This is a genomic window from Bradyrhizobium sp. CCBAU 25360, from assembly GCF_028128695.1.
GTDB classification, from domain to species: domain Bacteria; phylum Pseudomonadota; class Alphaproteobacteria; order Rhizobiales; family Xanthobacteraceae; genus Bradyrhizobium; species Bradyrhizobium ottawaense.
Map to the genome: position 1 here is coordinate 13,653 of NZ_LBJA01000028.1, position 25,108 is coordinate 38,760.

The 25,108-nt window shown below is 64.3% G+C and carries 22 protein-coding genes; 17 read left to right on the top strand and 5 right to left on the bottom strand.

Features of this window, described 5'->3' with window-relative positions:
• The first annotated feature begins 7 nt into the window (after positions 1 to 7).
• Positions 8 to 1,228, top strand: coding sequence for an NAD(P)/FAD-dependent oxidoreductase (locus tag XH81_RS05995; protein ID WP_028143468.1), 1,221 nt, complete (start codon positions 8 to 10; stop codon positions 1,226 to 1,228).
• On the opposite strand, the gene rbsK is transcribed toward XH81_RS05995, so the two are convergent.
• Positions 1,225 to 2,139 carry a ribokinase gene (rbsK, locus tag XH81_RS06000; RefSeq protein ID WP_028143467.1) on the bottom strand — a complete coding sequence of 305 codons (915 nt, stop codon included), beginning with the start codon at positions 2,137 to 2,139 and terminating at the stop codon, positions 1,225 to 1,227. The two genes, XH81_RS05995 and rbsK, sit on opposite strands and share 4 nt — an antisense overlap.
• A gap of 6 nt (positions 2,140 to 2,145) precedes the next feature.
• The gene (locus tag XH81_RS06005) at positions 2,146 to 3,039 is read right to left on the bottom strand and encodes a sugar kinase (protein ID WP_028143466.1); all 894 of its coding nucleotides are present in this window, start codon (positions 3,037 to 3,039) and stop codon (positions 2,146 to 2,148) included.
• 223 nt (positions 3,040 to 3,262) lie between these two features.
• Here XH81_RS06005 and XH81_RS06010 point away from each other — a divergent pair, with 223 nt between their 5' ends.
• The 11 genes from XH81_RS06010 to XH81_RS06060 all read left to right on the top strand — a co-directional run bounded on the left by XH81_RS06010 (position 3,263) and on the right by XH81_RS06060 (position 13,883).
• Positions 3,263 to 4,111, top strand: coding sequence for a VOC family protein (locus tag XH81_RS06010; RefSeq protein ID WP_028143465.1), 849 nt, complete (start codon positions 3,263 to 3,265; stop codon positions 4,109 to 4,111).
• 214 nt (positions 4,112 to 4,325) lie between these two features.
• Positions 4,326 to 5,033: a TetR/AcrR family transcriptional regulator gene (locus XH81_RS06015; protein WP_173015882.1), complete on the top strand. Its 708-nt coding sequence runs from the start codon at positions 4,326 to 4,328 to the stop codon at positions 5,031 to 5,033.
• Between the two features lie 367 nt (positions 5,034 to 5,400).
• Positions 5,401 to 6,210 carry an ABC transporter permease gene (locus XH81_RS06020; protein WP_028143463.1) on the top strand — a complete coding sequence of 270 codons (810 nt, stop codon included), beginning with the start codon at positions 5,401 to 5,403 and terminating at the stop codon, positions 6,208 to 6,210.
• A gap of 54 nt (positions 6,211 to 6,264) precedes the next feature.
• Entirely contained in the window at positions 6,265 to 7,257 is a 993-nt protein-coding gene (locus XH81_RS06025) for an ABC transporter substrate-binding protein (RefSeq protein ID WP_028143462.1), read from the top strand.
• A 151-nt stretch (positions 7,258 to 7,408) separates the two neighbouring features.
• Complete coding sequence (locus XH81_RS06030; RefSeq protein WP_028143461.1) at positions 7,409 to 8,251, top strand: ABC transporter ATP-binding protein; 843 nt, start codon at positions 7,409 to 7,411, stop codon at positions 8,249 to 8,251.
• A gap of 130 nt (positions 8,252 to 8,381) precedes the next feature.
• Complete coding sequence (locus XH81_RS06035) at positions 8,382 to 9,779, top strand: hypothetical protein (RefSeq protein ID WP_028143460.1); 1,398 nt, start codon at positions 8,382 to 8,384, stop codon at positions 9,777 to 9,779.
• Complete coding sequence (locus XH81_RS06040) at positions 9,776 to 10,927, top strand: Gfo/Idh/MocA family protein (RefSeq protein WP_028143459.1); 1,152 nt, start codon at positions 9,776 to 9,778, stop codon at positions 10,925 to 10,927. Before XH81_RS06035 ends, XH81_RS06040 begins: the two co-directional genes overlap by 4 nt.
• 136 nt (positions 10,928 to 11,063) lie before the next feature.
• Positions 11,064 to 12,254 (top strand): dihydrodipicolinate synthase family protein, encoded by a 1,191-nt coding sequence (locus XH81_RS06045; RefSeq protein ID WP_028143458.1) that lies wholly within the window; start codon positions 11,064 to 11,066, stop codon positions 12,252 to 12,254.
• A complete protein-coding gene (locus tag XH81_RS06050) occupies positions 12,254 to 13,117 on the top strand; it encodes a sugar phosphate isomerase/epimerase family protein (RefSeq protein WP_028143457.1) in 864 nt (287 codons plus the stop codon). Before XH81_RS06045 ends, XH81_RS06050 begins: the two co-directional genes overlap by 1 nt.
• Before the next feature lie 279 nt (positions 13,118 to 13,396).
• On the top strand, positions 13,397 to 13,582 hold the full coding sequence (locus tag XH81_RS06055; RefSeq protein ID WP_179879989.1) for a hypothetical protein: 186 nt from the start codon (positions 13,397 to 13,399) through the stop codon (positions 13,580 to 13,582).
• A 127-nt stretch (positions 13,583 to 13,709) separates the two neighbouring features.
• The gene (locus XH81_RS06060) at positions 13,710 to 13,883 is read left to right on the top strand and encodes a hypothetical protein (protein ID WP_162832241.1); all 174 of its coding nucleotides are present in this window, start codon (positions 13,710 to 13,712) and stop codon (positions 13,881 to 13,883) included.
• Positions 13,884 to 14,067: 184 nt separating this feature from the next.
• On the opposite strand, the gene XH81_RS06065 is transcribed toward XH81_RS06060, so the two are convergent.
• The 3 genes from XH81_RS06065 to XH81_RS06075 all read right to left on the bottom strand — a co-directional run bounded on the left by XH81_RS06065 (position 14,068) and on the right by XH81_RS06075 (position 18,657).
• Positions 14,068 to 15,438, bottom strand: coding sequence for a Spy/CpxP family protein refolding chaperone (locus tag XH81_RS06065; RefSeq protein ID WP_244626211.1), 1,371 nt, complete (start codon positions 15,436 to 15,438; stop codon positions 14,068 to 14,070).
• A gap of 588 nt (positions 15,439 to 16,026) precedes the next feature.
• The gene (gene rocD / locus XH81_RS06070; protein WP_028143455.1) at positions 16,027 to 17,241 is read right to left on the bottom strand and encodes an ornithine--oxo-acid transaminase; all 1,215 of its coding nucleotides are present in this window, start codon (positions 17,239 to 17,241) and stop codon (positions 16,027 to 16,029) included.
• A 195-nt stretch (positions 17,242 to 17,436) separates the two neighbouring features.
• Positions 17,437 to 18,657 (bottom strand): cytochrome P450, encoded by a 1,221-nt coding sequence (locus tag XH81_RS06075; protein ID WP_028143454.1) that lies wholly within the window; start codon positions 18,655 to 18,657, stop codon positions 17,437 to 17,439.
• A gap of 105 nt (positions 18,658 to 18,762) precedes the next feature.
• Between XH81_RS06075 and XH81_RS06080 the strand changes: the two genes are divergently transcribed.
• From XH81_RS06080 to XH81_RS06100, 5 genes are all read left to right on the top strand, one after another.
• Positions 18,763 to 19,305, top strand: coding sequence for a phosphonopyruvate decarboxylase (locus XH81_RS06080; RefSeq protein WP_028143453.1), 543 nt, complete (start codon positions 18,763 to 18,765; stop codon positions 19,303 to 19,305).
• Positions 19,302 to 19,892, top strand: coding sequence for a thiamine pyrophosphate-dependent enzyme (locus XH81_RS06085; protein ID WP_028143452.1), 591 nt, complete (start codon positions 19,302 to 19,304; stop codon positions 19,890 to 19,892). The genes XH81_RS06080 and XH81_RS06085 overlap by 4 nt, the downstream gene beginning before the upstream one ends.
• A gap of 160 nt (positions 19,893 to 20,052) precedes the next feature.
• Positions 20,053 to 20,739, top strand: coding sequence for a TetR/AcrR family transcriptional regulator (locus XH81_RS06090; protein ID WP_028143451.1), 687 nt, complete (start codon positions 20,053 to 20,055; stop codon positions 20,737 to 20,739).
• A 1-nt stretch (position 20,740) separates the two neighbouring features.
• Positions 20,741 to 21,934 (top strand): efflux RND transporter periplasmic adaptor subunit, encoded by a 1,194-nt coding sequence (locus tag XH81_RS06095; protein ID WP_028143450.1) that lies wholly within the window; start codon positions 20,741 to 20,743, stop codon positions 21,932 to 21,934.
• Between the two features lie 70 nt (positions 21,935 to 22,004).
• Entirely contained in the window at positions 22,005 to 25,100 is a 3,096-nt protein-coding gene (locus tag XH81_RS06100) for a MexW/MexI family multidrug efflux RND transporter permease subunit (protein ID WP_028143449.1), read from the top strand.
• Positions 25,101 to 25,108: the final 8 nt, after the last annotated feature.

A 25,108-nucleotide genomic window follows, 5' to 3' on the forward strand; every position in this document is an offset into this window, starting at 1 on the left:
CTGTCCAATGAGCGACGGTCCGGTGATCATCGTCGGTGCCGGCCATGGCGGCTATCAGGTCGCGGCATCGCTGCGCCAGGCGGGCTTTTCGCAGCGCATTTGCCTGATCAATGACGAGGCGCATCTGCCCTATCAGCGGCCGCCCTTGTCCAAGGCCTATATCAAGGGCTCGGCCGGGCCGGAGAGCCTGATGTTCCGGCCGGAGAAATTTTATCAGGACCAGAAGATCGAGCTGATCGCGGGCCGCGCAGTGTCGATCGATCGCGCCGGCCACAAGGTGCTGCTCGCCTCGGGCGAGACGCTGGCCTACGCTCACCTCGTGCTGGCCACCGGCGCACGCAACCGGCTGCTCGACCTGCCCAACGCCAATCTGCCCGACGTGAAATATTTGCGCATCCTCGACGAGAGCGATGCGCTGCGTGCGATCATGCCCTCGAAGACACGGGTCGTGGTGATCGGCGCCGGTTTCATTGGTCTCGAATTCGCGGCCACCGCCCGGATCAAGGGCCTCGAGGTCGACGTGCTCGAGCTTGCCCCGCGCGTGATGGCGCGTGCGGTGACGGCGGAGGTGTCGGAGTATTTTCAGGAACGCCATCGCGAGGCCGGTATCCGCGTCCATCTCGGCGTGCAGGCGACCTCGATCGAGGCAGAAGGCGGCAAGGTCACAGGGGTCTCCCTGAGCGACGGACGGCATCTGCCCGCCGATCTCGTCGTGGTCGGCGTCGGCGTGCTGCCGAACATCGAGCTTGCGGCTGAGGCCGGGCTGCCGGTCGCCGCCGGCATCATCGTCGACGAATATCTGTCGACGGCTGACCCTGACATCTCCGCGATCGGCGATTGCGCGCTGTTCGCAAGCCCCCGCTTCGGCGGATCGCTGCGGCTGGAATCGGTGCAGAACGCCACCGACCACGCCCGCTGCCTCGCCGCGCGGCTGACGGGCGACAAGAAGCCGTACGACAGCCATCCCTGGTTCTGGAGCGACCAGGGCGACGACAAGCTCCAGATCTCAGGCCTCACCACCGGCTACGACCGCGTCGTGCTGCGTGGCAGCGCCGCGAACAAGGCGTTCTCCGCGTTCTGCTACAAGGGTGAGACGCTGCTCGGCATCGAATCGATCAACCGCGCCGGTGACCACATGTTCGGCCGGCGGTTGCAGGGCATGAATCGCTCGATCACGCCGGCGCAGGCTGCGGACGAAAGCTTTGACCTGAAGAGCGCGCTGGCTTAGGGCGCCGACAACACAGCAGCAACTTCCCTGGCCGTCGGCATCGACGGCCCCGCGCCCATGCGCTGCACGCTGATCGAGGCGGCGGCGTTGGCGAAGGCGAGGGCGGCACGCAAGGGCACACCGTCAGCCAGTTGCGCGGCGAGCGCGCCGACAAAACAATCGCCGGCCCCGGTGGTATCGACCGCCTTCACGGCACGCCCGGGCACGGCGGCCTCTTCGCGCCCCGCAAGCGCAAGCACGCCGCGCCTGCCGAGCGTGACGCAGATGCTCTGGTCCGCGCGCGCCTGAAGTTTTCGCGCGACATCGAAGATCTTCGCGGCCTCGTCGCCGTCGGACAATTCCTCACCGGCGAGGAAGCCGAGTTCGGTCTCGTTCAGCACGAGGATGTCGACCAGCGCGAGCAGCTCACCGGACATCTTTTGCGCCGGCGCCGGGTTGAGCACGGTCACGACGCCGGCCTCGCGTGCGCGCCGGAAGAACGCGGCGATCGTCGGCAGCGGGATCTCGAACTGGCTGACCGCGACATCACCCTTCGTCAGCGGCACGTCCGCCACATCATCCGCGCCGACCTGCGCATTGCTGCCGGGAATGACGACGATGGTGTTATCTGAGGCCGCGACGGTGATGATCGCAGTGCCGGTGTGGGTGTCGGCGTCGCGCACCGAGCCGAGATCGATGCCTTGCGCGCCGAGGAACGTCTTTAGCTCAGCGCCAAAGGAATCCTTCCCCAGCCGCCCTATCAGCGTGGTCCGCGCGCCAAGCCGTGACGCCGCCACCGCCTGGTTCGCACCCTTGCCGCCTGGAAAATACAGTACCTCGCGGCCGGCGACGGTCTCGCCGACGCGCGGGTGGCGATCGGCGGTCGCCACCACATCCATGTTGATGCTGCCGGCGACGAAAACGCGCCCCATCTGGATCTAAACCCTGACCTCGAACTCGTGCCGAACCTTGGCGATATCGACGAGCGTCGGCAAGCCGGCCTCGTTGCCGAGGCGCTGGATCTTGAAGGTCGAGGCGGCTCGGGCAAAATCAAAGTGCTCGCGCCAGCTTTTGCCGGGATGAGCGAGGTAGGAATAGACATAGGCGCCGTGGAAAACGTCGCCGGCGCCGTTGGTGTCGATCACGCGCTCGCGCGGGATCGGCATCGCCGGCATGATCTCGACCGCACCTGTCTCGTTGTACCAGAGCAGGCCCTTCTCGCCCATGGTGATGCCGCCGATCTTGCAGCCGCGGCTCTTGAGATAGTCGAGCATCTTCTCCGGCGTCAGGTCCATCTGCTCGCACAGGCGCTCGGCGACGATGGCAACGTCGATATATTCCAGCAGCTCATGCGTGTTGGTGCGCAGGCCGCCGCCGTCGAGCGAGGTCAGGATGCCGGCCTCGCGGCAGACCTTGGCGTAGTGGATCGCGGCATCCGGCTGATGACCATCCACGTGCAGCGCGCGGCAGCCGCCGAGATTGAGCATCGGAAAGGGATGGATGTGCTCGTCGTCGCGGCAGCGGACGATGGCGCGCTTGCCGTCCTTGGGCATGATGAAGGAGAGCGAGGACTGGTTCACCTTCCGCCCGTGCAGCGAGATCGCGTATTTCGCGCACATGTCCTGGAACATGCGCCCCAGCCAGTCATTGGCCGCGGTAGCGATCAGGTCAGGCACGATGCCGAGCTTGGCGCAGCAGAACGCCGCCGTCACCGCGTTGCCGCCGAAGGAGACCGCGTAGTCCGAGGCCACGTGCTTCTCGTCCCCGGTCGGCATATGGTCGGTGATGAAGACGACGTCGATATAGGTCTGTCCGATGAAGAGAGCCTGCATTGCTTGTCCGTCATGCGCTTTGTGGTCCAGGCCGGCGCGCTTACTGTAGCACCGGTTCCGCTCAGGGATCGCTGAAATTATTCGCAAATCTGCCGCCCCAAGCGCTTGAGGTCAGCATGAGGCCGGAATACGACCATCACCGGGCAATGCCAAGCCCGGACAAACGCCGTGTTTCGGCGCATTGGTTCCACGTCAATAAAAGGGTCGATCAAAAGGGGGACATATGATCACCGGCCTCGATCACGTCGTCGCTCTCGTCAGGGATATCGGTGCAGCCAAGGCGGCCTACCAGACGCTACTCGCCCGCGCGCCGGCCTGGCAGAACTCCGGCGAGGGCGCCGACCGCGTGCTGTTCACCCTCGAGAACATGACGATCGAATTGATGGCGCCGAGCGGTTTCAGCGTGACGGCCGATCGCATGCGCGCGCTGCTCGACGACCAGGAGGGCGTGCTCGCCAGCCTGTGCTTTCGTGTCGCAGACATGAGCAGGATGCAGCGGCGGCTGCAGCGAGTGGCCTTGAGCCCGGATCCGGTTGCCGAGGTCGAAAGCAGCGACGACGAGTCGGGCGCCGTCCTGCACTGGAAGCGCACGCGCGCCGCCACGGAACTCACGCGCGGCGTGCGCATGTTCTTCCTCGAACTGGCCGACGAGCGTCCGCTCTCCCCCGCGACCGACATCGCGCCGATCGACGCACTCGACCACGTCGTGGTCACCACCGAGGATTCCGAACGCGCTGCCGCGCTCTATGGCGCACGGCTCGGGCTCGATTTGGCGCTCGACCGCTCGCACCAGGATTGGGGCCAGCTGATGTTCTTCCGCTGCGGCGATCTGATCGTCGAGGTGGTCCGACGGCCGGTCGCCGGCGGCGACCTTGCGCATGACCGGCTCTGGGGCCTGAGCTGGCGGGTCGCCGACATCGACGCCACGCGCGCCCGCCTGATCGCCGCCGGCCTCGACGTCACCGAGGTCCGCAACGGCCGCAAGCCCGGCACGCGAATCATGACGGTGCGCAACGGCACCTGCGGCATTCAGACGGTCCTGCTGGAGCGCTCGCCGAAGCCGGTGGAGTGAAAGCGCCGCTTTCTCCGTTCGAAGACTCCCATAGGGTGGGCAAAGCGAAGCGTGCCCACGTCTTTGCCCAATTGATGCGAAGACGTGGGCACGGCGCAAGAGCGCCTTTGCCCACCCTACGAAACCGGCTTGCTCGGCTTTCACTGTCGCGAAACTATGCGGCGGGCTGCCCGCGTGTTACACGCGTACCGACAGCACCCAGCGAGCACCCGGTTTGGCGAAGGCAAAGCGAACTCTGAAATGGCAGCGCGATCCCGAGGGGATGCGACTGCGCATTCTCGAAGCCGCCAAGCAGGAGTTTTCCGCTCACGGGCTCGCCGGCGCTCGCGTCGACCGCATTGCGGCCAAGGCCGGCGCCAACAAGCGCATGCTCTACTACCACGTCGGCAACAAGGACGAGCTTTACCTCGCGGTGCTCGAAGGCGCCTATGACAAGATCCGCAGCGAGGAGCGCGGGCTCGATCTCGAGCACCTCGAGCCGCCCGAGGCGATCCGGCGCCTGATCGAGTTCACCTGGAATTACTTCCTGCGCAATCCCGAATTCCTGTCGCTGCTTCAGACCGAGAACCTCGCGCGCGCAAAGCACCTGAAGCGCTCGACCAAGGTCAAGTCGATGCACTCGCCCTTCGTCGAGATGATCCGCACCGTGGTCCGGCGCGGCGTCGACAGCGGCGACTTCCAGGTCGCAGTCGATCCGGTGCAGCTCTACATCTCGATCGCAGGGCTCTGCTTCTTCTATCTCTCGAACTCGGCGACCCTCAGCGTGATCTTCGGCCGCGACCTCCTGGACAAAAAGGCCAAGGACGAGCGGCTGGCGCACATGGTCGGCCTGGTGCTGGCCGCGCTGACCGGGCAGTCGGTCGCGCTGTTCGAGATCGCGAAGGCGCCGAAGTCGCGCGCCACGGTGGCGCAAACGGTTTAGGGCGGTCTGGTCCCGCGCATTGGTGGACGGATCGTCCGTCGTTTTCTCAATCTCCGCCGTTATTGCCCGCTTTCACTGATATGACGTCGAGAGTGGAGCGGTCTCGTGCCCCGGACGCAGCGCAGCGCGTCTTCGCGGTGCGCTGCAGAGCCGGGGCCCATGGATCGACGGGACGCGTGGCTCCTGGGTCCCGGCTCTGCGCAGCAACGCAAGAGCGCTGCAGCGCGTCCGGGACATGGAGGCGACCGTTCCATTTCCAAAGCACCTGGGAACCGCCGCCGCAAAACGTCACAGTAAATCCTCTGGACAGTATTTATCCAACGGGTTAATTTCTCTCCACAACGAAGAAGACTGCCGGGAGTGAAAATTGGCCGAGCCGAAGCCGCAAAATGCGATCTCCAAGGTGCTGAATGCGGCCTGGGTTCGGCCGTTCTTGTTCCTCGTCTTCATCGTCGTGGCCTGGGATCTGGCCATCCGGCTGTTCCGAATCCCTGCCTACCAGATCCCGTCGCCTCTCGACGTCGTCGCGGTGCTGCGTACCGACTGGCCGGAATTGCTGCGCCAGTCCTGGCCGACAACCTATGCGACGGTCTGCGGTTTCGCGCTGTCCGCTCTGTTCGGCATTCCCGTCGCGATGCTGATTGCGGGTTCGAAGACGGTGGAGAGCTACATCTATCCGCTGCTGGTGTTCTCGCAATCCGTGCCCAAGATCGCGATCGCGCCGCTGTTCGTGGTCTGGTTCGGCTTCGGCATCATTCCAAAGGTCATCTCGGCGTTCCTGCTCGGCTTCTTCCCGGTGGTGGTCTCGGCGGTGCAGGGCTTCAAATCGGTCGATCCTGACATGGTCGATCTCGCCCGCGCCATGCAGGGCAGCCGCTTCCAGGTGTTTTGTGCGGTGAATCTGCCGCACGCGCTGCCGGCGATCTTCTCGGGTCTCAAAGTGTCGGTGACGCTCGCGGTGGTCGGCGCCGTCGTCGGCGAGTTCGTTGGGTCCAATTCCGGCATCGGCTACGTGATGCAACGCTCGATCGGCACGTTCGACCTGCCGACGATGTTCGCGGCCCTGGTGATCCTCGCGCTGCTCGGCGTGATCCTGTTCTGGATCGTCGACCGGATCGAGAAGCTGGTCATTCCCTGGCATGTCAGCCAGCGCGAGGACGTGATTTTCGCCTCTTAACTAAAGCACAACGGCCACCAACGGCCGAAACAACAACGGCAAGGGAGAGTGACGATGAAGCGGTTGATTGGGGCTGCATCAGTGGCGCTGATGGTTTTTGCGGCCGTGCCGGCGCAGGCGGCCGACAAGGTCGTGCTGATGTTGAACTGGTACGTCTACGGCGAGCACGCGCCGTTCTATTACGGCAAGGCCAAGGGCATCTACGCAGCCGAAGGCATCGAGCTCGAAATCCAGGAAGGCCGGGGCTCGGCTGCGACCACACAGGCCGTCGCCGCCAAGACCGCCGATTTCGGCTATGTCGACGTTCCCACCATGATGCGCGCCGCCATCAAGGGCGCGCCTGTCGTTGCAACCGGGGTGCTGCTGCAGACCTCACCGATGTCCGCCATGGGTTTTGCTGACAAGAACATCAAAAAGCCCGAAGACATCAAGGGCAAGACGGTGGCGATCACGCCCGCCGATTCCATGACCCAGATCTGGCCGCTGTTCCTGAAGAAGACAGGCCTGAAGGAGAGCGACTTCCAGACCGTCGCAGGCGACGGCCAGACCAAGCTCAACGCGGTCATCAACGGCCAGGCTGATCTGCTGCTCGGCTATGTCATGGACCAATCGATGAAGATCAAGGACGCCACCGGCAAGGACGTCTACCCGATCAAGTTCGCCGACTACGGGATCAACATGGTCTCCTCGGGCATCATTGCCAATGCCGACTATGTGAAAGCCAATGCCGATCTGGTCCGCCGCTTCATGTCGGCGACGACCAAGGCGGTCGAAGCCGCCGAGAAGGAGCCGAAGGCCGCCGCACAGTCGATCCTCGATGCCAACCCCAAGGGCGGCAAGATCGACACGCTGACGCAGGGCTTTGAGCTGACGATTCCGCTGTACCGGACCGCGGAGACCAAGAGCAAGCGGCCGTTCCAGGTCACCGACCAGAACATGACGGACTCAGTCAATCTGATGGTCGAATATGGCGGCCTCGATGCCAAGGCCAAGGACAACCCGAAGGCCTTCTACACCAACGACTATCTGCCGAAGAGCGGCTCGTGAGCGATCAATATTCGCCGTCGTCCCTGCGAACGCAGGGACCCATTACCACCGGCCTCGATTGTTACGAAAGGTCTCACTCCGCGTGCCCGGACGCGCCGGCACGGCGTATGGGTCCCTGCGTTCGCAGGGACGACGGGGGGAGAGCGCTGCGATGAACCCTGCGACCAAACCAATCGACGTCCAGCCGGCCGCGCATCTGAGACTGGTGAACGACCGGGCCGGTGATGCCTCGGGCATCAAGCTCTCCGGCGTGTCCAAAACCTACCGGACGCGCGACGGCGATGTGCCGTCGCTGCGTCCGCTCGACTTCCACATCAATGACGGCGAGTTCTTCGTCGTGGTCGGGCCATCCGGCTGCGGCAAGTCCACGCTGCTCAAGCTGATCTCGGGCTTGCTGCCGCCGACCGCGGGCGAGATCCTGGTCGAGGGCGAGAAGGTGACGACGCCGCACGGCAATGTCGGCATCGTCTTCCAGAACGCGTTGCTGCTGCCCTGGCGCAACATCCTGTCCAACGTCATGCTGCCGATCGACATGAAGCGGCTGCCGCGGGACGAATATCTTGCCCGTGCCAAGGCGCTGTTGAAGCTCGTCGGGCTCGAAGGCTTCGAGAAGAAGCTGCCCTGGCAGCTTTCCGGCGGCATGCAGCAACGTGCCTCGATCTGCCGCGCGCTGGTGCACGACCCCAAGATCATGCTGATGGACGAGCCGTTCGGCGCGCTGGACGCGCTGACGCGCGAGCGCATGAATGTCGAGTTGATGCGGATTCAGCGCGAAACCAGGAAGACGGTGCTGCTGATCACGCATTCGATTCCGGAAGCCGTGTTCCTCGCCGACCGCGTCCTCGTCATGACCGAGCGTCCCGGCGCGGTCGCTGCGATCTACGACGTGCCGCTGCCGCGCCCGCGCTCGCTCGACGTGATGGCCGATCCGGTGTTTACCGAACTCGTGCAGCGCATCCGCAAGCATTTCTTCTCGCAAGGGGCATTGGACTAGAGATGATGGGAGAAGCTCTACTTCCCAGAGCGTCATGGCCGGGCTTGTCCGGGCCATCCGCGTCCTGCCCCGCGCGACGAGGAACGTGGATGCCCGGGACAAGCCTGGGCATGACGACCTTTCCAGGACCATCCCCGTGCGCCTGAAGCTGCGAGACATCGCCTTCTTCGAACGTCCCGTGCAGTTCGCGCGGCCGTTCCGCTTCGGCGCGATCACGATCAACGCGACGCCGCAGCTGTTCGTGCGCGCCGAGATCGAGGTCGAGGGCAGGGGCGTCGCGGTCGGCGCCAGCGCCGAGCTGCTGGTGCCAAAATGGTTCGACAAGCGGCCGGAATTGTCGCCGGCGCAGACGGTCGATGGCCTGCGCCGCTCGCTGGAGATTGCGCGCGGGCTCTATTTGGCACGGACCGGATTCTTGACGGCGTTCGATCTGCATGCCTCGTGCATCGGTGCGCAGGTCGCGACGTGTGCGAAAAAGAACATTCCGCCGCTCGCCGCGGCTTACGGTCCGGCGGAGATCGACAAGGCGATCCTCGATGCGTTGCTGCGCGCCGCCGAAACCAGCTTCTTCGATGGAATGGCCGGCAACATCGCCGGCATCGATGCGCGACTCTCACCTGACCTCGTGGGATTGGACATCACCACCTTTCTCTCCGGCCGGGTACCGCTGGAGCGTGTTGCCATCAGGCATACCGTAGGCCTTGATGATGCCGTCGAAGGCGAGCGCGGCGTCGCCGATGCCCGCGAGAACTCCGGTGCACGATACTTCAAGCTGAAGCTGTCGGGCGATCCCGCAGCCGACGCGGCGCGGCTCTCCCGCATCGGCAAGGAGCTCGCTACGCTGGGACACGACTACAAGGTGACGCTCGACGCCAACGAGCAATATGCCGACCTCGCTGCGTTGCAGGCGCTGATGGACCGGCTCGATCACGACGCAGCGCTACGCCCGATCGCCACGCGCTTGCTCTATGTCGAGCAGCCGATGCCGCGCGACATCACGAGGCAATCGCCGCTTGGCGCATTGGCCGCGCACGGCTTCATCATCGACGAGGCCGACGATTCCTACGATGCCTTCCCGGCAGCGCGGGCGCTCGGCTATTGCGGCATTTCCTCGAAATCCTGCAAGGGGCTCTACAAGTCCATCATCAACGCGACGCGCGCCGCGAAATGGAGCGCGAACGGCGAGAGGTTCTTCGTCACCGGCGAGGACCTCACCTGCCAAGCCGGCCTCGCCGTGCAGCAGGACCTCGCGCTCGGCGCCTTCCTCGGTGTCACCCACGCCGAACGCAACGGCCATCACTATGTCGACGGCTTTGGCGACACGCCTCTCGCTGAAGCGCAGGCGTTCGCCGCCGCGGATCCCGATCTCTACGCCGATACCGGGCAGGGCATCCGGCTCTCCATTCACGACGGCGATCTCCTGACGGGATCGCTTCATGCAACGGGCTTTGCGACGTCGGTCCATCCGGACTGGTCGGCGCTTCTCCCGCTCGAACAGCCAAGATCACTTCAGGAGCATTTGACATGACCACCCAACGCCTCGGCCTCATCATGAACGGCGTCACCGGCCGCATGGGGCTCAACCAGCATCTGATCCGCTCGATCGTCGCGATCCGCGAGCAGGGCGGTGTACGGCTGAAGAACGGCGACCGCGTGATGCCCGATCCGATCCTGGTCGGCCGCAGCGCCGAGAAGGTCGAGGCGCTTGCCAAGCGCTACAACATCACACGTTGGACCACCGACCTCGATGCGGCGCTCGCCGACAAGAACGACACCATGTTCTTCGACGCCGCGACCACGCAGGCGCGCCCGGGCCTGTTGACCCAGGCGATCAATGCCGGCAAGCACGTCTATTGCGAGAAGCCGATCGCGACGAACTTCGAGGAGGCGCTCGAAGTCGTCAAGCTCGCCAATGCCAAGGGTGTCAAGCACGGCACGGTGCAGGACAAGCTGTTCCTGCCAGGCCTGAAGAAGATCGCCTTTTTGCGCGATTCCGGTTTCTTCGGCCGCATCCTCTCGGTGCGCGGCGAGTTCGGCTATTGGGTGTTCGAAGGTGGTTGGCAGGAAGCGCAGCGGCCGTCCTGGAACTATCGCGACGAAGACGGCGGCGGTATCATTCTGGACATGGTCTGCCACTGGCGCTACGTGCTCGACAACCTCTTCGGCAATGTCCAGAGCGTGGTCTGCATCGGTAACACCGACATCCCCGAGCGTTTCGACGAGCAGGGCAAGAAGTACAAGGCGACCGCGGATGATTCCGCTTACGCGACCTTCCAGCTCGAAGGCGGTGTCATCGCCCACATCAACATGTCCTGGGTGACGCGCGTCTATCGCGACGACCTCGTCACCTTCCAGGTCGACGGCACGCATGGCTCGGCGGTCGCCGGGCTCAGCGACTGCATGATCCAGGCGCGGCAGGCTACCCCGAGGCCGGTCTGGAATCCCGACGAGAAGCGGCTGCACGATTTCTACGGCGACTGGCAGAAGCTGCCTGACAACGTCAGCTACGACAACGGCTTCAAGGAGCAGTGGGAGATGTTCATCCGCCACGTCTACGAGGACGCGCCCTACAAGTTCACGCTGCTCGAAGGTGTCAAGGGCGTGCAGCTTGCCGAATGCGCGCTCAAGAGCTGGAAGGAACGGCGTTGGATCGACGTCGCGCCGATCAAGGCGTGAGATCGAATAGATAGAGTCCCGATGTCTGCCAAGCCGTCGTTGCGAGCGGAGCGAGGCAATCCAGAGCCTTTCCGCAGAGGAGCCTGGATTGCTTCGTTGCTCCGCTCCTCGCAATGACGGGGAGAGGTCCGAAATCATGAACAAGCCCGTCCAACCCATGTCATCATTGTCGCTGAAATTGCCGAAGGCCGATCGCTCGATCGAGACCTACCGCCTCGCGGCCTCGCGCACGTTCCCCGCAAAGCTCGAAGGCCCCTTGAACCGCATCGCCTTCTCGGCCGTGCACACGGTCGTCGATCCCTTCGCCGACAACGATCCCTGGCTGTCGGCTGCCGTCGATTGGGACAGGACCATCGCTTTCCGCGAGCACGTCTGGGATCTCGGTCTCGGCGTTGCCGAAGCCATGGACACCGCTCAGCGCGGCATGGGGCTGGACTGGCCGACCTCGCTGGAGCTGATCACGCGCTCGGTCGCCGCCGCCAAGCGCCGCAACGCGCTGGTGTTCTCCGGCGCGGGCACGGACCATCTCGCGGTCGAGGATGCCAGGAGCCTCGACGACGTGATCCGCGCTTACGAGGAACAGATATCGGCGGTGGAGAAGGTCGGTGGCCGCATCATCCTGATGGCATCGCGCGCGCTGGCGAAACTCGGCCGCAACGCCGATGACTACGCCAAGGTCTATGATCGCGTGCTGTCGGGGGTAGCGCAGCCCGTGATCATCCACTGGCTCGGCGACATGTTCGATCCGGCGCTGACGGGTTATTGGGGCACCGGGGATCTCGACAAGGCGATGGACACTGCGGTCGCCATCATCAACGGCAACGCCGCCAAGGTCGACGGCGTAAAAGTGTCGCTGCTCGACAAGCAGCGCGAGATCGACATGCGCCGTCGCCTCGACAAGCGCATCAAGATGTACACCGGCGACGATTTCAATTACGCCGAGCTGATTGCCGGCGACGAGCAGGGCTTTTCGCACGCGCTGCTTGGTATTTTTGACGCCATTGCGCCGGCGGCATCCTACGCACTGTCGCGACTGGCGGCTGGCGACGAAGCCGGATTCCACGACGTGCTGGGGCCGACAGTGCCGCTGTCGCGTCACATCTTCAAGGCGCCGACGCGGTTCTACAAGACCGGCGTGGTATTCATGGCGTATCTCAATGGCCACCAGGACCATTTCACCATGGTCGGGGGACAGGAGAGCACGCGCTCCACGTTGCATCTGGCCGAGCTGTTCCGTCTGGCCGACAAGGCCGGCCTGCTCGCCAACCCTGAACTCGCGACGCAGCGGATGAAGACCGTGCTCGCCACCCACGGTATCGAATCCTGATGCGCGATTTTTCGTCCGACCACCGCTGGCTGTCGCTGAACACGGCGACCGTCCGCAAGCAGGGTGACCTGGTTGAGATCATCAACGCCTGTGCAAAGCAAGGCATCCGCGCCATCGATCCCTGGCGCGATCAGGTCGCATCCGTCGGTCTCGAGCGCGCCGCGCGCGCGGTGCGCGATGCCGGCCTCGAGCTCTCAGGCTATTGCCGCGGCGGCATGTTCACCTCGGACGCATCGCGCAGAGGCGAGGTGCGCGACGACAACAGGCGCTGCGTCGATGAAGCCACGGCGCTGGGCGCGCCCTGCATCGTCCTTGTCGTCGGTGGCCTGCCGCAATATTCCAGGCCGGGCAGCGAGGTGTCGAAGGACATCGCGGCAGCGCGCGGGCAGGTCGAGGAAGCTCTCGCCGATATGCTCGACTATGCCAGGCAGGCAAACCTGCCGCTGGCGATCGAGCCCTTGCATCCGGCTTACGCGGCCGACCGCGCCTGCGTTAACACCACGAAGCAGGCGCTCGATATCTGCGACCGGCTCGATCCCGCTCGCAGCGGCATGCTCGGCGTCGCGCTCGACGTCTATCACATCTGGTGGGACCCGGAGCTGATGAGCCAGGTCGCGCGCGCCGGCAAGGATCGTCTGCTCGCGTTCCATGTCTGCGACTGGCTGGTGCCGACAAAGGACATCCTCAACGACCGCGGCATGATGGGCGACGGCGTCATCGACATCAAATCAGTGCGTGCGGCGGTCGAAGCGGAGGGCTTTGCTGGCTATTCCGAGATCGAGATCTTCTCCAACGCCTGGTGGAGCAAGCCAATGGGCGAGGTGCTGCAGACCTGCATCGCGCGTCATAAGACGGTGGTGTAGAGTTACCACGAGTGCGGCCCATACGGGCTTGCGAGCTGTTGCAGCGCGTTGAAGCGGGCCTTCTGCTCGCTGTCGGCGTCGCATAGAACTCGTCCAGCGCAAGTTCGCCCCGCTGGCGAAGCAGCGAACTGGTCGGAGTACCACCAAAGATGTGGTGGACTACCATCAGCTTTCAGGCAGAATGTCATCATGCCGATGCCGCAGCCTCGCCACAGTCTGTGCCAGATCGGATGCGGTAATCAGTGGCATCAACGATCAGCAGGGACGGCGGATGTACCCATGCCTGTTGATCTTGAATGGCCCCGACGTGCAACCGTCGGGGCCATTGCCGTGATCGGCGTGACATGGCTGGCGAGCTTTGCGAAGGCACCAGCGTGCTTTATTGCGGCGAAAGACCGCCAAGGACAATCTGCAATTCAATGCGCGGGGCCAAACTGGTTTGCGATCGAATTTGCCGGGCGCTGAAAAGTCGGACGATTGCGCTATCATTGATTCACCGTCAAACACCGGACTATCACCCGTCAATTCGATCTGCGAAGCTGTGACAACACAAATGCGCTTGCAAACAAGCAAGCGTGAAGGAGGGTCCGCAGTGGATAAGGTGCAGCGTTTGCGTGCGATGAGCTCACTGTGCCGCCAACAGGCCGCGTACAACAGCATGAACAAATGGAAGCTGCTCGCAGAAGCGGAATACTGGGATCATCTGGCTAATCTCGAGTTGTCTTCTCACTTCCAGCAATGCAACGCGATCCCAAGCGCGAACTAGGCTGGGCGGAAGACGATTTCCTCGTGAGGTCGGAAACGAGGCTGTCGCTTGCGTTACGTGCCGCCGCACCCTCACAGGGAGTGTGCGGTAGGGACATGCATGGCGAGCTTTGAAGCAGGACGATTACGTCACCCCGCTCGTTCGACCGCGGCGCAAATTGCAACGAGAGAACGCGATGCCGTCCTCACGGCCCCGCGACCTGTTGCAGCGTGTTAAAGCGCGCCTTCTGCTCGCTGCTCAGCGTGGCATAGAACTCGTCCAGCGCAGGCTCTACCAGCTTGGCGGCCGTCAGCATCGCCTCGAGCCGGTGCTGCATCGCCTCCAGCCGTCCGACCGGCGTCAGCGGCACATCGTTCGGGCAAGCCGCTTGCAGGCCTTCAACGCCTTTGGCTGTCGCTTCACTGAGGCGGTCGAGCGCCTCCTTCTGCTTGCCGGCTGGGTGGAGCACAGCCTCGATCCTTTGGATCGGCAGCTGGGTCAGGCCGGATTTCGGATCGCCGCAGCCCTCGACGTTCGCTTGCTGCTGCGGCGGGTGTTCGCCGACATTCGGACCGAGCGCATTGAAGCTGGCCTGCTGCTCGTCACTGAGCGAGTTGTAAAAATTCTCCAGTGCCGGTCGCACGATCTTGACGGCTTCCAGCGTCGCGCTGATGCGGTTCATCATCGCGCGCAAGCGACCAGGGGGAGTCAATGCATAAGTCTCCGCGCAGGAGTCCTTGAACACGCCGGCGGCGTTGGCCGCCGCGGTCTTCAATTCGTCGAGCAGTGCGCGTTGCTCCGGCGCCGGCCGCACCGCTTTCGCGATATCGGCAAGCGGCCAGGCGGTGACGCCTTTGTCCGGTGTGCCGCACAATTGCTGTAGCGTTTGCGGGCTCACGCTCGCGCGCGGACGGGCGCGGCTGCCGCCACCGGCTTGCGGATAGTCATACGGGTTGGTGCTGGCATAGGCGGAATAGGGGCCGTCACCACCCCAGAACACGGTGTCGACGAAGTCGTCATAGGCGTATGCCCAATAACCGGGCTCGTAGCCGTAGGACCAGAACGTGTAGTTGAAAATGTCGGAGTAAGCGTAAGGCCAGAACACGGGCCCAAGCCACGCCACGAACACCGCGGGATGGCGGTGTCGCCAGGCCTGCCGGGGAGCCCAGCCGCTCTGGCGGGTGGTGAGCGCTGCCTGCGCTTGCGCAGGGGCCTGCTCGCGGAAGCGCTCGGCAAATCGCCCGCGCTCGGCCGCCTGCACGGCGGCGGCAGTGGCGGCTCGCCCAACTGTGGTGGACTCGGGGCCCAGCCGCTGCAGGCGCGCCTGATCGCGCTGCTGCATGCCCTGTTCGCGCTGGAGCAGGCGGTTCTGCGTCTGCAGCGTCCGCTCCTGTGCACGTTGCGCCCGCACGCCTTCCGGCTTCTGCGACTGCAATTGCTGCACGCGCTGTTGCATCCGGTCGATGCGGCTCTGCCGTTCCGAGCTCTGACGTGTGAGCGTCTCGCGCTGCCGCTGCTGCACGATTTGCTGTCGCTGCTGGATCTGCTGCTGATGTTGCTGCGCGCGCTGCTCCATCCGCTCCTGTCGCGGCGGCCGCGCGCTCACAGCAGGTGGCGCGCTTGGGCGCGAGGGGGCGGCGATATGCGGCGTCGGCCGCGAGGCCATGGCCGGACGTTGTGGTGCTGCCGGCGCCCGGTGGATTTCAGGTCGCGGCGCCGCCACGTGCGGGGCCGCTCGCGGCGGTGGTGCAGCAAAGCGGGGGGCCGGCCGCGACGGCGGTGCGGCGATGTGGGGCGCCGGGCGGTGCGGCGCCATGGCCGGTCGCTGCGGCATGGCCGGTGGATGGAACGCCGGGGCGGCGGGACGTGCCATGGCTGGCGGCGCCGCCGGACGGGCCATGGCCGGTGGTGCCGCCGGCCGTGCTGCCGGCGCTGCGGCTGGACCGGCAGGTCCGCCCCTTCCATGTCCATGGCCGGGTCCTTGGGCGAGCGCGCCGACGCTCGTCAGCATCGAGACACCAACTAAAGCAGCCGTAAGGCAAGCGCCATGCGGAAGCATGATTGTCGCTCCCAGCTCGTAATCGCCCACGACGTTCAACGCGCAGCTGGCGGAATCGTTCGTTGCTGGCCGCGGCCGGCATTGCGATCTTCCGACGCAGGCCGCTCAGGAGAAATCCTGCGTCAGGGTGGTGGCGAGCCGCTCCAGCGCCCAGTCGACCTGGTCGCTTGTGATCACCAGCGGCGGAGCGATGCGGATCGTTTGCTCGTGGGTATCCTTGGCGAGGATGCCCTTGGCCTGAAGCGCCTCGCAGTAGCGGCGAGCGCGGCCGGCCTCGGGATGCAGCTCGACCGCCAGCATCAAGCCGCGTCCGCGCACCTCGCGGATCGTGTTGGCTCGAATGTCTTTCAGGCCTTCCAGAAAGCGCGCGCCCTGCCTGGCCGCGTTCTCGATCATGCCTTCCTCGGTCAGCACGCGCAGCGCCGCGCGCGCCACCGCGCAAGCAAGCGGATTGCCGCCGAACGTCGAACCGTGCTGGCCGGGCCTCAATGTCCCGAGCACGTCGTTGTTCGAGAGCACGGCCGACACCGGATAGAAGCCGCCGGACAAGGCCTTGCCTAGCAGCGTCACGTCCGCCTCGATTCCCTCGTGCTGTTCAGCGAGAAGCTTGCCGGTGCGGCCCAGCCCGGTCTGGATCTCATCGAGCACCAGCATCACATTGTTGGTGGTGCAGAGCTCCCGCACCTCAGTGAAATAGCCGACCGGAGGAAGGATGACACCGGCTTCGCCCTGGATCGGCTCGACCAGAAAGGCGACCGTGTTTGGGGTGATTGCCTCCGCCAGTGCCGCGGCGTCGCCGAACGGGATGATCTTGAAGCCCGGCGCGAACGGCCCGAAATGTGCGCGCGTGTCGGGGTCGGTTGAAAAGCCGACGATGCCCAGCGTGCGTCCGTGGAAATTATTGGCGCAGACGATGATCTCGGCGTGGCCGTCCGGCACGCCCTTCACCTCATAGCCCCATTTGCGCACCGACTTGATCGCGCTTTCGACCGCCTCGGCGCCGCTGTTCATCGGCAGCACCTTGTGGGAGCCGGTGAGCGCCGCGATCTCTTCGTAGAAGGGGGCGAGCTGGTCGTTGTGGAAGGCCCGCGAGGTCAGCGTCAGCCTGTGCGCCTGTTCCACCATCGCCGCCAGGATTTTGGGGTGGCAGTGGCCCTGGCTGACCGCCGAATAGGCCGAGAGGCAATCGAGATAGCGGTTGCCTTCGGTATCCCAGACCCAGACACCTTCGCCGCGCGACAGGACGACCCCGATCGGCTCGTAATTGTGGGCCCCAAAGCGTGCTTCCGTTGCGACGAAATCAATGACCGACGCGCTCATCTGTCGTCACTCCATTGCTGCGCGGGGCGGTGCCAACCGACTGCACCGCCGGCCTCAGCTTGATCTGGGTATCAACTTGCCGCCTTGGAAGTCTTCATCCCCTCCGGTGGCGAAGCCCGATCTGATTTGCCAAAAGTATCAGAGGGTTCTCTACTGTGCATGGGGTTGTTTTCGCAGTTTTTGGTGTCGATGTCCTCAGCGAAGCGCACACGGCACGCTCAAAAAGCCTCGAAACCGCACCCGTCCGCCCCGCACCGGCTGGCCGCTCACGGCGTAGTCCGGGAAGCGCGCCAGGAAGCGCGAGATCGCAATCGCGCCTTCGAGCCGCGCCAGCGCCATGCCGGCGCATTGATGCGCGCCGGTGGCGAAGGCGAGATGCCGGTTCGGCGTGCGGGCGATGTCGAAGCTTTCAGGGTCCGGAAACTGCGCAGGATCGCGGTTGGCCGCCCCGATGCACAGCGTCACCGACGTGCCGGCATCGAGCGTGACGCCGCCGAGCTCGACCTTTTCCGTGGTCATGCGGTTGCCGAGCTGGTTGGAGCTCTCGTAGCGCAGCATCTCTTCGACGGCGGTCTTGATCATGTCGGGACTGCCGATCAGCCGCCGCTTCTGGTCGCGATTGCGGTCCAGCGCCACGAGGCCGTTGCCGATCAGATTGGTGGTGGTCTCGTGGCCGGCATTGAGCAGGAAGATGCAATTGTGCAGCAGCTCCTTCTCGGTCAGCCGCTCGCCATTCTCCTCACCCTGGATCAGGCGCGTCAGCACATCGCGCTCGGGATTGCCCGGCTTGTCGCGCCGGCGTGCCACCAGCGTCTGAAGATAGCTGAGAAAATCCGTCACCGCCTTGTTGCCGCGGGCGGCGACCTCGGGCGACACCACGGGTTCGAGCGCACCCAGGATCGCCAGCGACCAGTCGCGCAGCGGCCCGCGTTCCTCATGAGGCACGTCGAGCAGATTGCCGATCACCTCGATCGGGATGGACGCGGCGAAATCCTCGATCAGCTCGCAAGCCCCTTTAGCCGCGACGGCGTCGAGCAGGCCGTCCACCAGCTTGATGATGTCAGACTCCATGCCGGCGATCGCGCGCGGCGACAGCGCGCCCATGATCAGGCGGCGCACGCGGGTATGCGCCGGCGGATCGTTGAAGACGAGGCTGGTGGTATGATGCTCGTAGAGCGGGGTGTCGCCGTATTTCGGCGCGAACTCGCGCTTCTTGTCCGAGCTGAACGACTTGGTGTTCTTGTAGGTGGTGACGAGATCGTCATAACGGGTCAGGAACACGGTGCCGTTCGGCAGGCGCTTGACCGGCTCGTTCTCCCGCAGTGCACGATAGGTCGGGTAGGGGTCGTCGTAAAATTCCGGCGTCAGCTTCTCGAGGTCGAAGCTTGCCGCCAGCGCCTTCGCATCTGCGTTCATCCCGTTATACTCGCCGGTTAAAGCCGTTATGCCGTTTTTGTTGTTCTGGTCGGCGCATGCATGCGTCTACAGTCTTCCCACCTTGCTAGCCGACCGGACAGGAAAATGCACGCACGCGCTGACGCTGCCGACACGGCGCCGAATTGGCCCGACGATATTTTCGCGACCCTGCAACGCTTCGATATCAGGCAGGTGCCTTACGTGCCGGATGCCGGCCATTCGAGGCTGATCCAGCGCGTGCTGGCCTCATCCACCATGCGCGGCATTCCGCTCACGACGGAGGAGGAGGGCGTGGCGCTTCTCGCCGGCGCCTGGGCCGGCGGACAGCGCGGCGTCTTGCTGATGCAGTCGAGCGGCGTCGGCAATTGCATCAACATGCTGTCGCTGATCCCGATCCTGCGCTTCCCCTTCCTCACGCTGGTGACCATGCGCGGCGAGTGGGGCGAGTTCAATCCGTGGCAGGTGCCGATGGGATCGACCACGCAGGGCGTGTTCGAACTGTCGGGTGTCCAAGTGCTGCGGGCCTCGAACGCAGCCGAGGTGCCGGCCGTGCTCGAAGCCGCTGCGTCGCAAGCCTACAACGCGCTCACGCCTACCGCCGTCCTTCTGTCGCAGCGCCTGATCGGCGCCAAGGTTTTCACCAAATGAGCAAGGCCAATCTCCTCGACCGTCGGCAGGTGGTGTCCACGTTGCTCGCGAACCGCAAGGACGTCGTTGCGATCGGCGGCCTCGGCGCCTCCACCAACGACATGTGCGCGGCCGGCGACCACGCCCGCAATTTCTACCTTTGGGGCGGCATGGGCGGCGCCGCGATGATCGGGCTGGGGCTCGCCCTGGCGCAGCCAAAACTGCCGGTATTGGTCATCACCGGCGACGGCGAGATGCTGATGGGCATGGGCAGCCTGGCCACCATCGGGCTGCAAAAGCCCCCCAACCTCTCGATCGCAGTGCTCGACAACGAGGCCTATGGCGAAACGGGCGGCCAGACCAGCCACACCTCCGCTGCCGCCGACCTCGTCGGCGTCGCCAGGGCCTGCGGCATCGGGGATAGTCGGGCGGTCACGACCATGGCCGAGGTCGAGGCCTTTGCCAAAGCCGTTCACGACGTCTCTGCGGGGCCTCGCTTTGCCAATATGAAGATCGACAGCGCCAGCCTGGAGCGGATATTGCCAAGCCGGGATGGGACTTACATCCTCAACCGGATCCGCGGCGACCTCGGCTTCCAGCCAATCTAGGGCGGGCCTGTCCATTCCCACCGGCGCCCAGGTCCTGCACGGAAACCGTGCAGGCGGGGGCAATTTCCACTGAATTAACGACGCACTCAGGTTGCGATGCAACATAGTGCTTGACTTTTGCGTGGGTGAGTGCTTACTCACTAGCATGAGCTCATTGCGTATGACGAGCGACCTGAGGCGTCAATTGATCCTCGGAGCCGCGAAACGCTGCTTTGCCCGACATGGCTATACCGGCACCACGACCAAGAGCGTGGCGGCCGCCGCTGCCATTTCCGAGGCGTTGCTGTTCAAGCATTTCCCGTCCAAGGCGGCCCTCTACGCCGAAATCCTCAGCGACGAATGCGAGGCGGACCCGGCGCTCACCGAGCTTCTCGAGCGGGAGCCTTCGACCGCCACGCTGGTCGAGGTGATCCGCGGCATGGTCGAGCATTTCCTGCACATCGCTGATGGTCCCGATCAGGAAGAGGCCCAGCGCCTGCGGCTGATGGCCACCAGCCACTTGGATGATGGCGAATTCGCCCGTTTGCTGTATGCCAAGATCGAGACGCTGATCGGGGCGATTTTCGTCTCCTCGCTCGAACGTGCCGTTGCCGCCGGGGACGCGCGGCTATGCAGCGGCGATCCGCTCAATCTGTTCTGGTTTGCGCATCACTCGGTGATGACTGCGGCGCTGACCAGGCTGCCGGCCACGCCTTGCCTCGCTTACGGCAAGGCTGAAGACCTCGAGCGGCAGCTGTGTGAGTTTCTCCTGAGGGGTATCGGACTTAACGACGCCGCAATTGCTTCGCATCTGGGCCACAATCAGGCCGCGGATGCCGGCAAGGCGGCGATTGCAGAGAGTGCATGACATGAACATCGTAACCGAACACAAGATTTCGGGCGAACCGATCGACAACAAGGCTCCCAAGCGTCCGGTCCGGCCGGTGCTCTGGTTCATCATCGTCGGCACGCTCCTGGCGGTGCTGGTCGGCGGCCTCGTCTGGTTCAACTATTTCCGCGGCCAGATGATCAAGCAGTTCTTCGCCAACAACAAGCCGCCGCCGACCGCTGTCAGCGCGGCAGAGGCCAAGTCCGAGGTGGTGCCGAACTTGCTCACCGCGGTCGGCGGCCTCGTCGCCGTGCACCAGGTCGACGTCAGTGCCGACGTCAACGGCCGCGTCACCGAGATCAAGTTCGCGCCGGGCACGCGCGTCGAAGCCGGCACGCCGCTGGTCCAGCTGTTCGACGCGCCGGAGCAGGGCGACCTTGCCAATTACAAGGCCCAGGCGACCGTCGCGCAGCTGTCGCTTGATCGTGCCAAGCAGCTGGCCGCGCGCCAGTTCGGTCCGCAGGCGACCGTCGATACCGCGCAGGCCGCCTACGACCAGGCGCAGGCCGGCATCGCCAAGACCGAGGCGCTGATCTCGCAGAAGCTGGTGCGCGCACCGTTCTCCGGTGATCTCGGCGTCCGCAAGGTCGAGGTCGGTCAGTATCTGACGGCGGGTACGGCGATCGTGTCGTTGACCGATCTGTCGGAGCTGTGGGCCAACTTCACCGTGACGGAAAAGGATTCCGGCAGCCTCAAGGTCGGCCAGACTGTCAAGTTGAAGGTCGATGCCTATCCGGGCCGCATCTTCGAAGGCAAGATCACCACGATCGAACCGCAAATCTCGACCGACACCCGCAATATCCGCGTGCAGGCGACGATCGCCAATCCGGAGAAGATCCTGAAGCCCGGCATGTTCGTGACCACCACGGTGGTGCTGCCGGACAAGCCGGCCGTGATCACCGTTCCGGAGACGGCGGTCGACTACACGCTGTACGGCGACTCGGTGTTCGTGATCACCGAGAAGAAGGAAGCCGACGGCAAGACCAGCCTGTCCGCGGTGCGCACCTTCGTGCAGACCGGCAACCGGGTCGAAGGTCGCGTCGAAATCATCAAGGGCGTGAAGGCGGGCGACAAGGTCGTCGCCGTCGGCCAGCTCAAGCTGCAATCGGGCGCGGCGGTGTCGATTTCGACCGACCCGGCTCCGCAGATCCCGGCGCAGCCGCCGCGCTACTGACCCTCTGCATTCAAGTGATCCGGCTCGGCCGGATCACTTTCCTTGAGATACAGAAATCGAGATCGCCGCGATGCGCTTCACCGACATTTTCATCAAGCGACCGGTCCTGTCGGTCGTCGTCAGCCTGCTGATCCTGCTGATCGGCCTGCGCGCGGCGATGGTGCTGCCGATCCGGCAATATCCCAAGCTTTCGAACACGGTCATCAACATCACGACCGTCTATCCCGGCGCGTCCGCGGACCTGATCCAGGGCTTCATCACGACGCCGATCGAGCAGGCCGTCGCCTCGGCTGAAGGCGTCGACTACATGACCTCGTCCTCGGTGCTCGGTACCTCGACGATCCAGGTGTACATCAAGCTGAATTTCGATCCGAACCAGGCGCTCACCGAGGTGCTGGCCAAGACGAATTCGGTCAAATATCTGATCCCGAAGGAATCCAACGACCCGATCGTGACCAAGACCACGGGCCAGACCACGGCCGTGATGTATCTCGGCTTTTCGTCCGAAGAGCTGTCGGGCTCGGCGATCTCGGATTATCTGACGCGCGTGGTGCAGCCGGTGTTGTCGACGGTCGACGGCGTCGCCTCGGCCGACATTCTCGGCGGCCAGACCTTTGCAATGAGGCTGTGGCTCGATCCCTTGAAGATGGCGGGCCGCAACGTGTCGCCGGCCGACGTCGCCGCGGCGATCCAGGCCAACAACTTCCAGTCCGCGGCGGGGCAGACCAAGGGCTATCTGATCGTTTCCAACATTTCCACGAACACAAGCCTCACTGACGTCAACCAGTTCCGGAAGATGATCGTCAAGGCCAAGGACGGCGGCTTCGTCCGGATGGAGGACATCGCCACGGTCGAGCTGGCCGCGCAGAGCACGGATGCGAGCGTCGCCTTCAACGGCGAGCATGCGATCTTCATCGGCGTGAACGCGACGCCGCAAGGCAACCCGCTGACTCTGGTCAAGGGCGTGCGCGCGCTGTTCCCGGAGCTCGAGCGCAATCTGCCGCCGTCGATGAAGATGAAGGTTGCCTACGATTCGACCAAGTTCATCCAGTCCTCGATCGACGAGGTCGAGAAGACGCTGGGCGAAGCCGTGATCATCGTGATCGTGGTCATCTTCCTGTTCCTGGCCTCGCTCCGCTCGGTCATCATTCCGGTTGTCACGATTCCGCTGTCGATGATCGGCGTCTGCACCCTGATGCTGGCGCTAGGCTTCAGCTTCAACCTGCTGACGCTGCTGGCGATGGTGCTGGCGATCGGCCTCGTGGTCGACGACGCCATCGTCGTGGTGGAGAACATCCATCGCCATCTGGAGGAGGGCAAGACGCCGGTCCAGGCGTCGCTGGAAGGGGCGCGTGAAATCGTCGGCCCGATCATCTCGATGACCATCACGCTCGCCGCGGTGTACGCGCCGATCGGCTTCCTTGGCGGCCTCACCGGTTCGCTGTTCCGCGAGTTCGCTTTCACGCTTGCGGGATCAGTGATCGTGTCGGGCGTGATCGCGCTGACGCTGTCGCCGATGATGTGCTCGGTGCTGCTCAAGAACACCGAAGAAGGCCGCTTCGCCAAGCTCGTCAACAAGGTGTTCGGCGCGCTGACGCGATGGTACGGCCGCAGGCTCGACCGTTCGCTGGATTACAAGGCGATTACCGGCCTGTTCGCGATCACGATCCTCGGGCTCGTCGGCTTCCTCTATATGCACACCTCGAAAGAGCTGGCGCCTGAAGAAGACCAGGGCATCGTGTTCGCGGTGACCAAGGCGCCGAAATACGCCAATATCGATTATGTCGATTTCTATGGCGAGAAGCTCGACAAGGAATTCGAGAAATTCCCCGAGACCGATCTGCGCTTCGTGCTGAACGGCATCAACGGTCCGCAGGGCGGCATCGCCGGCATGCTGCTCAAGCCCTGGGACGAGCGCAAACGTTCGGCGATCCAGCTGAAGCCGCTGGTGCAGGCCGAACTCTCCAAGATCGAGGGCGTGCAGGCGTTCGCGTTCAACCTGCCGCCGCTGCCGGGCGGACCGGGCGGTCTGCCGGTGCAGATGGTGATCAATTCCACCGCGGGTTTCCAGACGGTCTTCGAGCAGATGGAGAAGCTGAAGGACTCTGCGCGCAAGAGCGGCATGTTCATCGTCTCCGACAGCGATCTCGCCTACAACCAGCCGAACGTGGAGGTCACGATCGACCGTACCAAGGCGCAGGATCTCGGCGTCAACATGCAGAACCTCGGCAGCACGCTGGCCGTGCTGCTGGGCGGCAACTACATCAACCGCTTCAATCTCGAGGGCCGTTCCTATCAGGTGATCCCGCAGGTGCCGCGCAGCAGCCGGCTGTCGCCGGAATCGCTCGGTGGCTATTACGTGACGACCAACACGGGCCAGCAGCTGCCACTGTCGACCGTGGTCTCAGTCAAGACCAAGACCGCCCCGAATTCGCTGACCCACTACAACCAGCTCAATTCGGCGACGTTCTCGGCCGTGCCGATGCCCGGCGTGACGGTCGGTGCGGCGGTGGACTTCCTCGAGGGCGAGGCGAAGAAGCTGCCGGCCGGCTTCAGCCACGACTATCTCGCGGACTCCCGGCAGTACGTGCAGGAAGGCAATCAGCTCGCGATCACCTTCGGCTTCGCGCTGATCATCATCTTCCTGGTGCTGGCTGCGCAGTTCGAGAGCTTGCGTGACCCGTTGGTGATCATGATCTCGGTGCCGATGGCGATCGTCGGTGCGCTGATCCCGCTGTTCTTCGGCGTGGCGACCATGAACATCTACACCCAGGTCGGTCTGCTCACCCTGGTCGGCCTGATCACCAAGCACGGCATCCTGATGGTGGAGTTCGCCAACGAGCTCCAGGTCAACGAGCGGCTCGACCGCCGCTCTGCCATCGAAATGTCAGCCCGCATCCGCCTGCGGCCGATCCTGATGACGACGGCCGCGATGGTGACCGGCCTGATCCCGCTCCTGACCGCAACCGGCGCGGGGGCGGCCAGCCGCTTCTCGATCGGCCTGGTCGTCGTCGCCGGCATGTCGATCGGCACGCTGTTCACGCTGTTCGTGCTGCCCGCGGTCTACGTGGTGCTGGCGACCGACCATCGCGCGGCGGCCGATTCCGAGCGGAACAAGCAGGTCAACGAGCTCGACCTCGGCTCCAAGGCCCTGCGGCCGACCTGAAGCCGCTG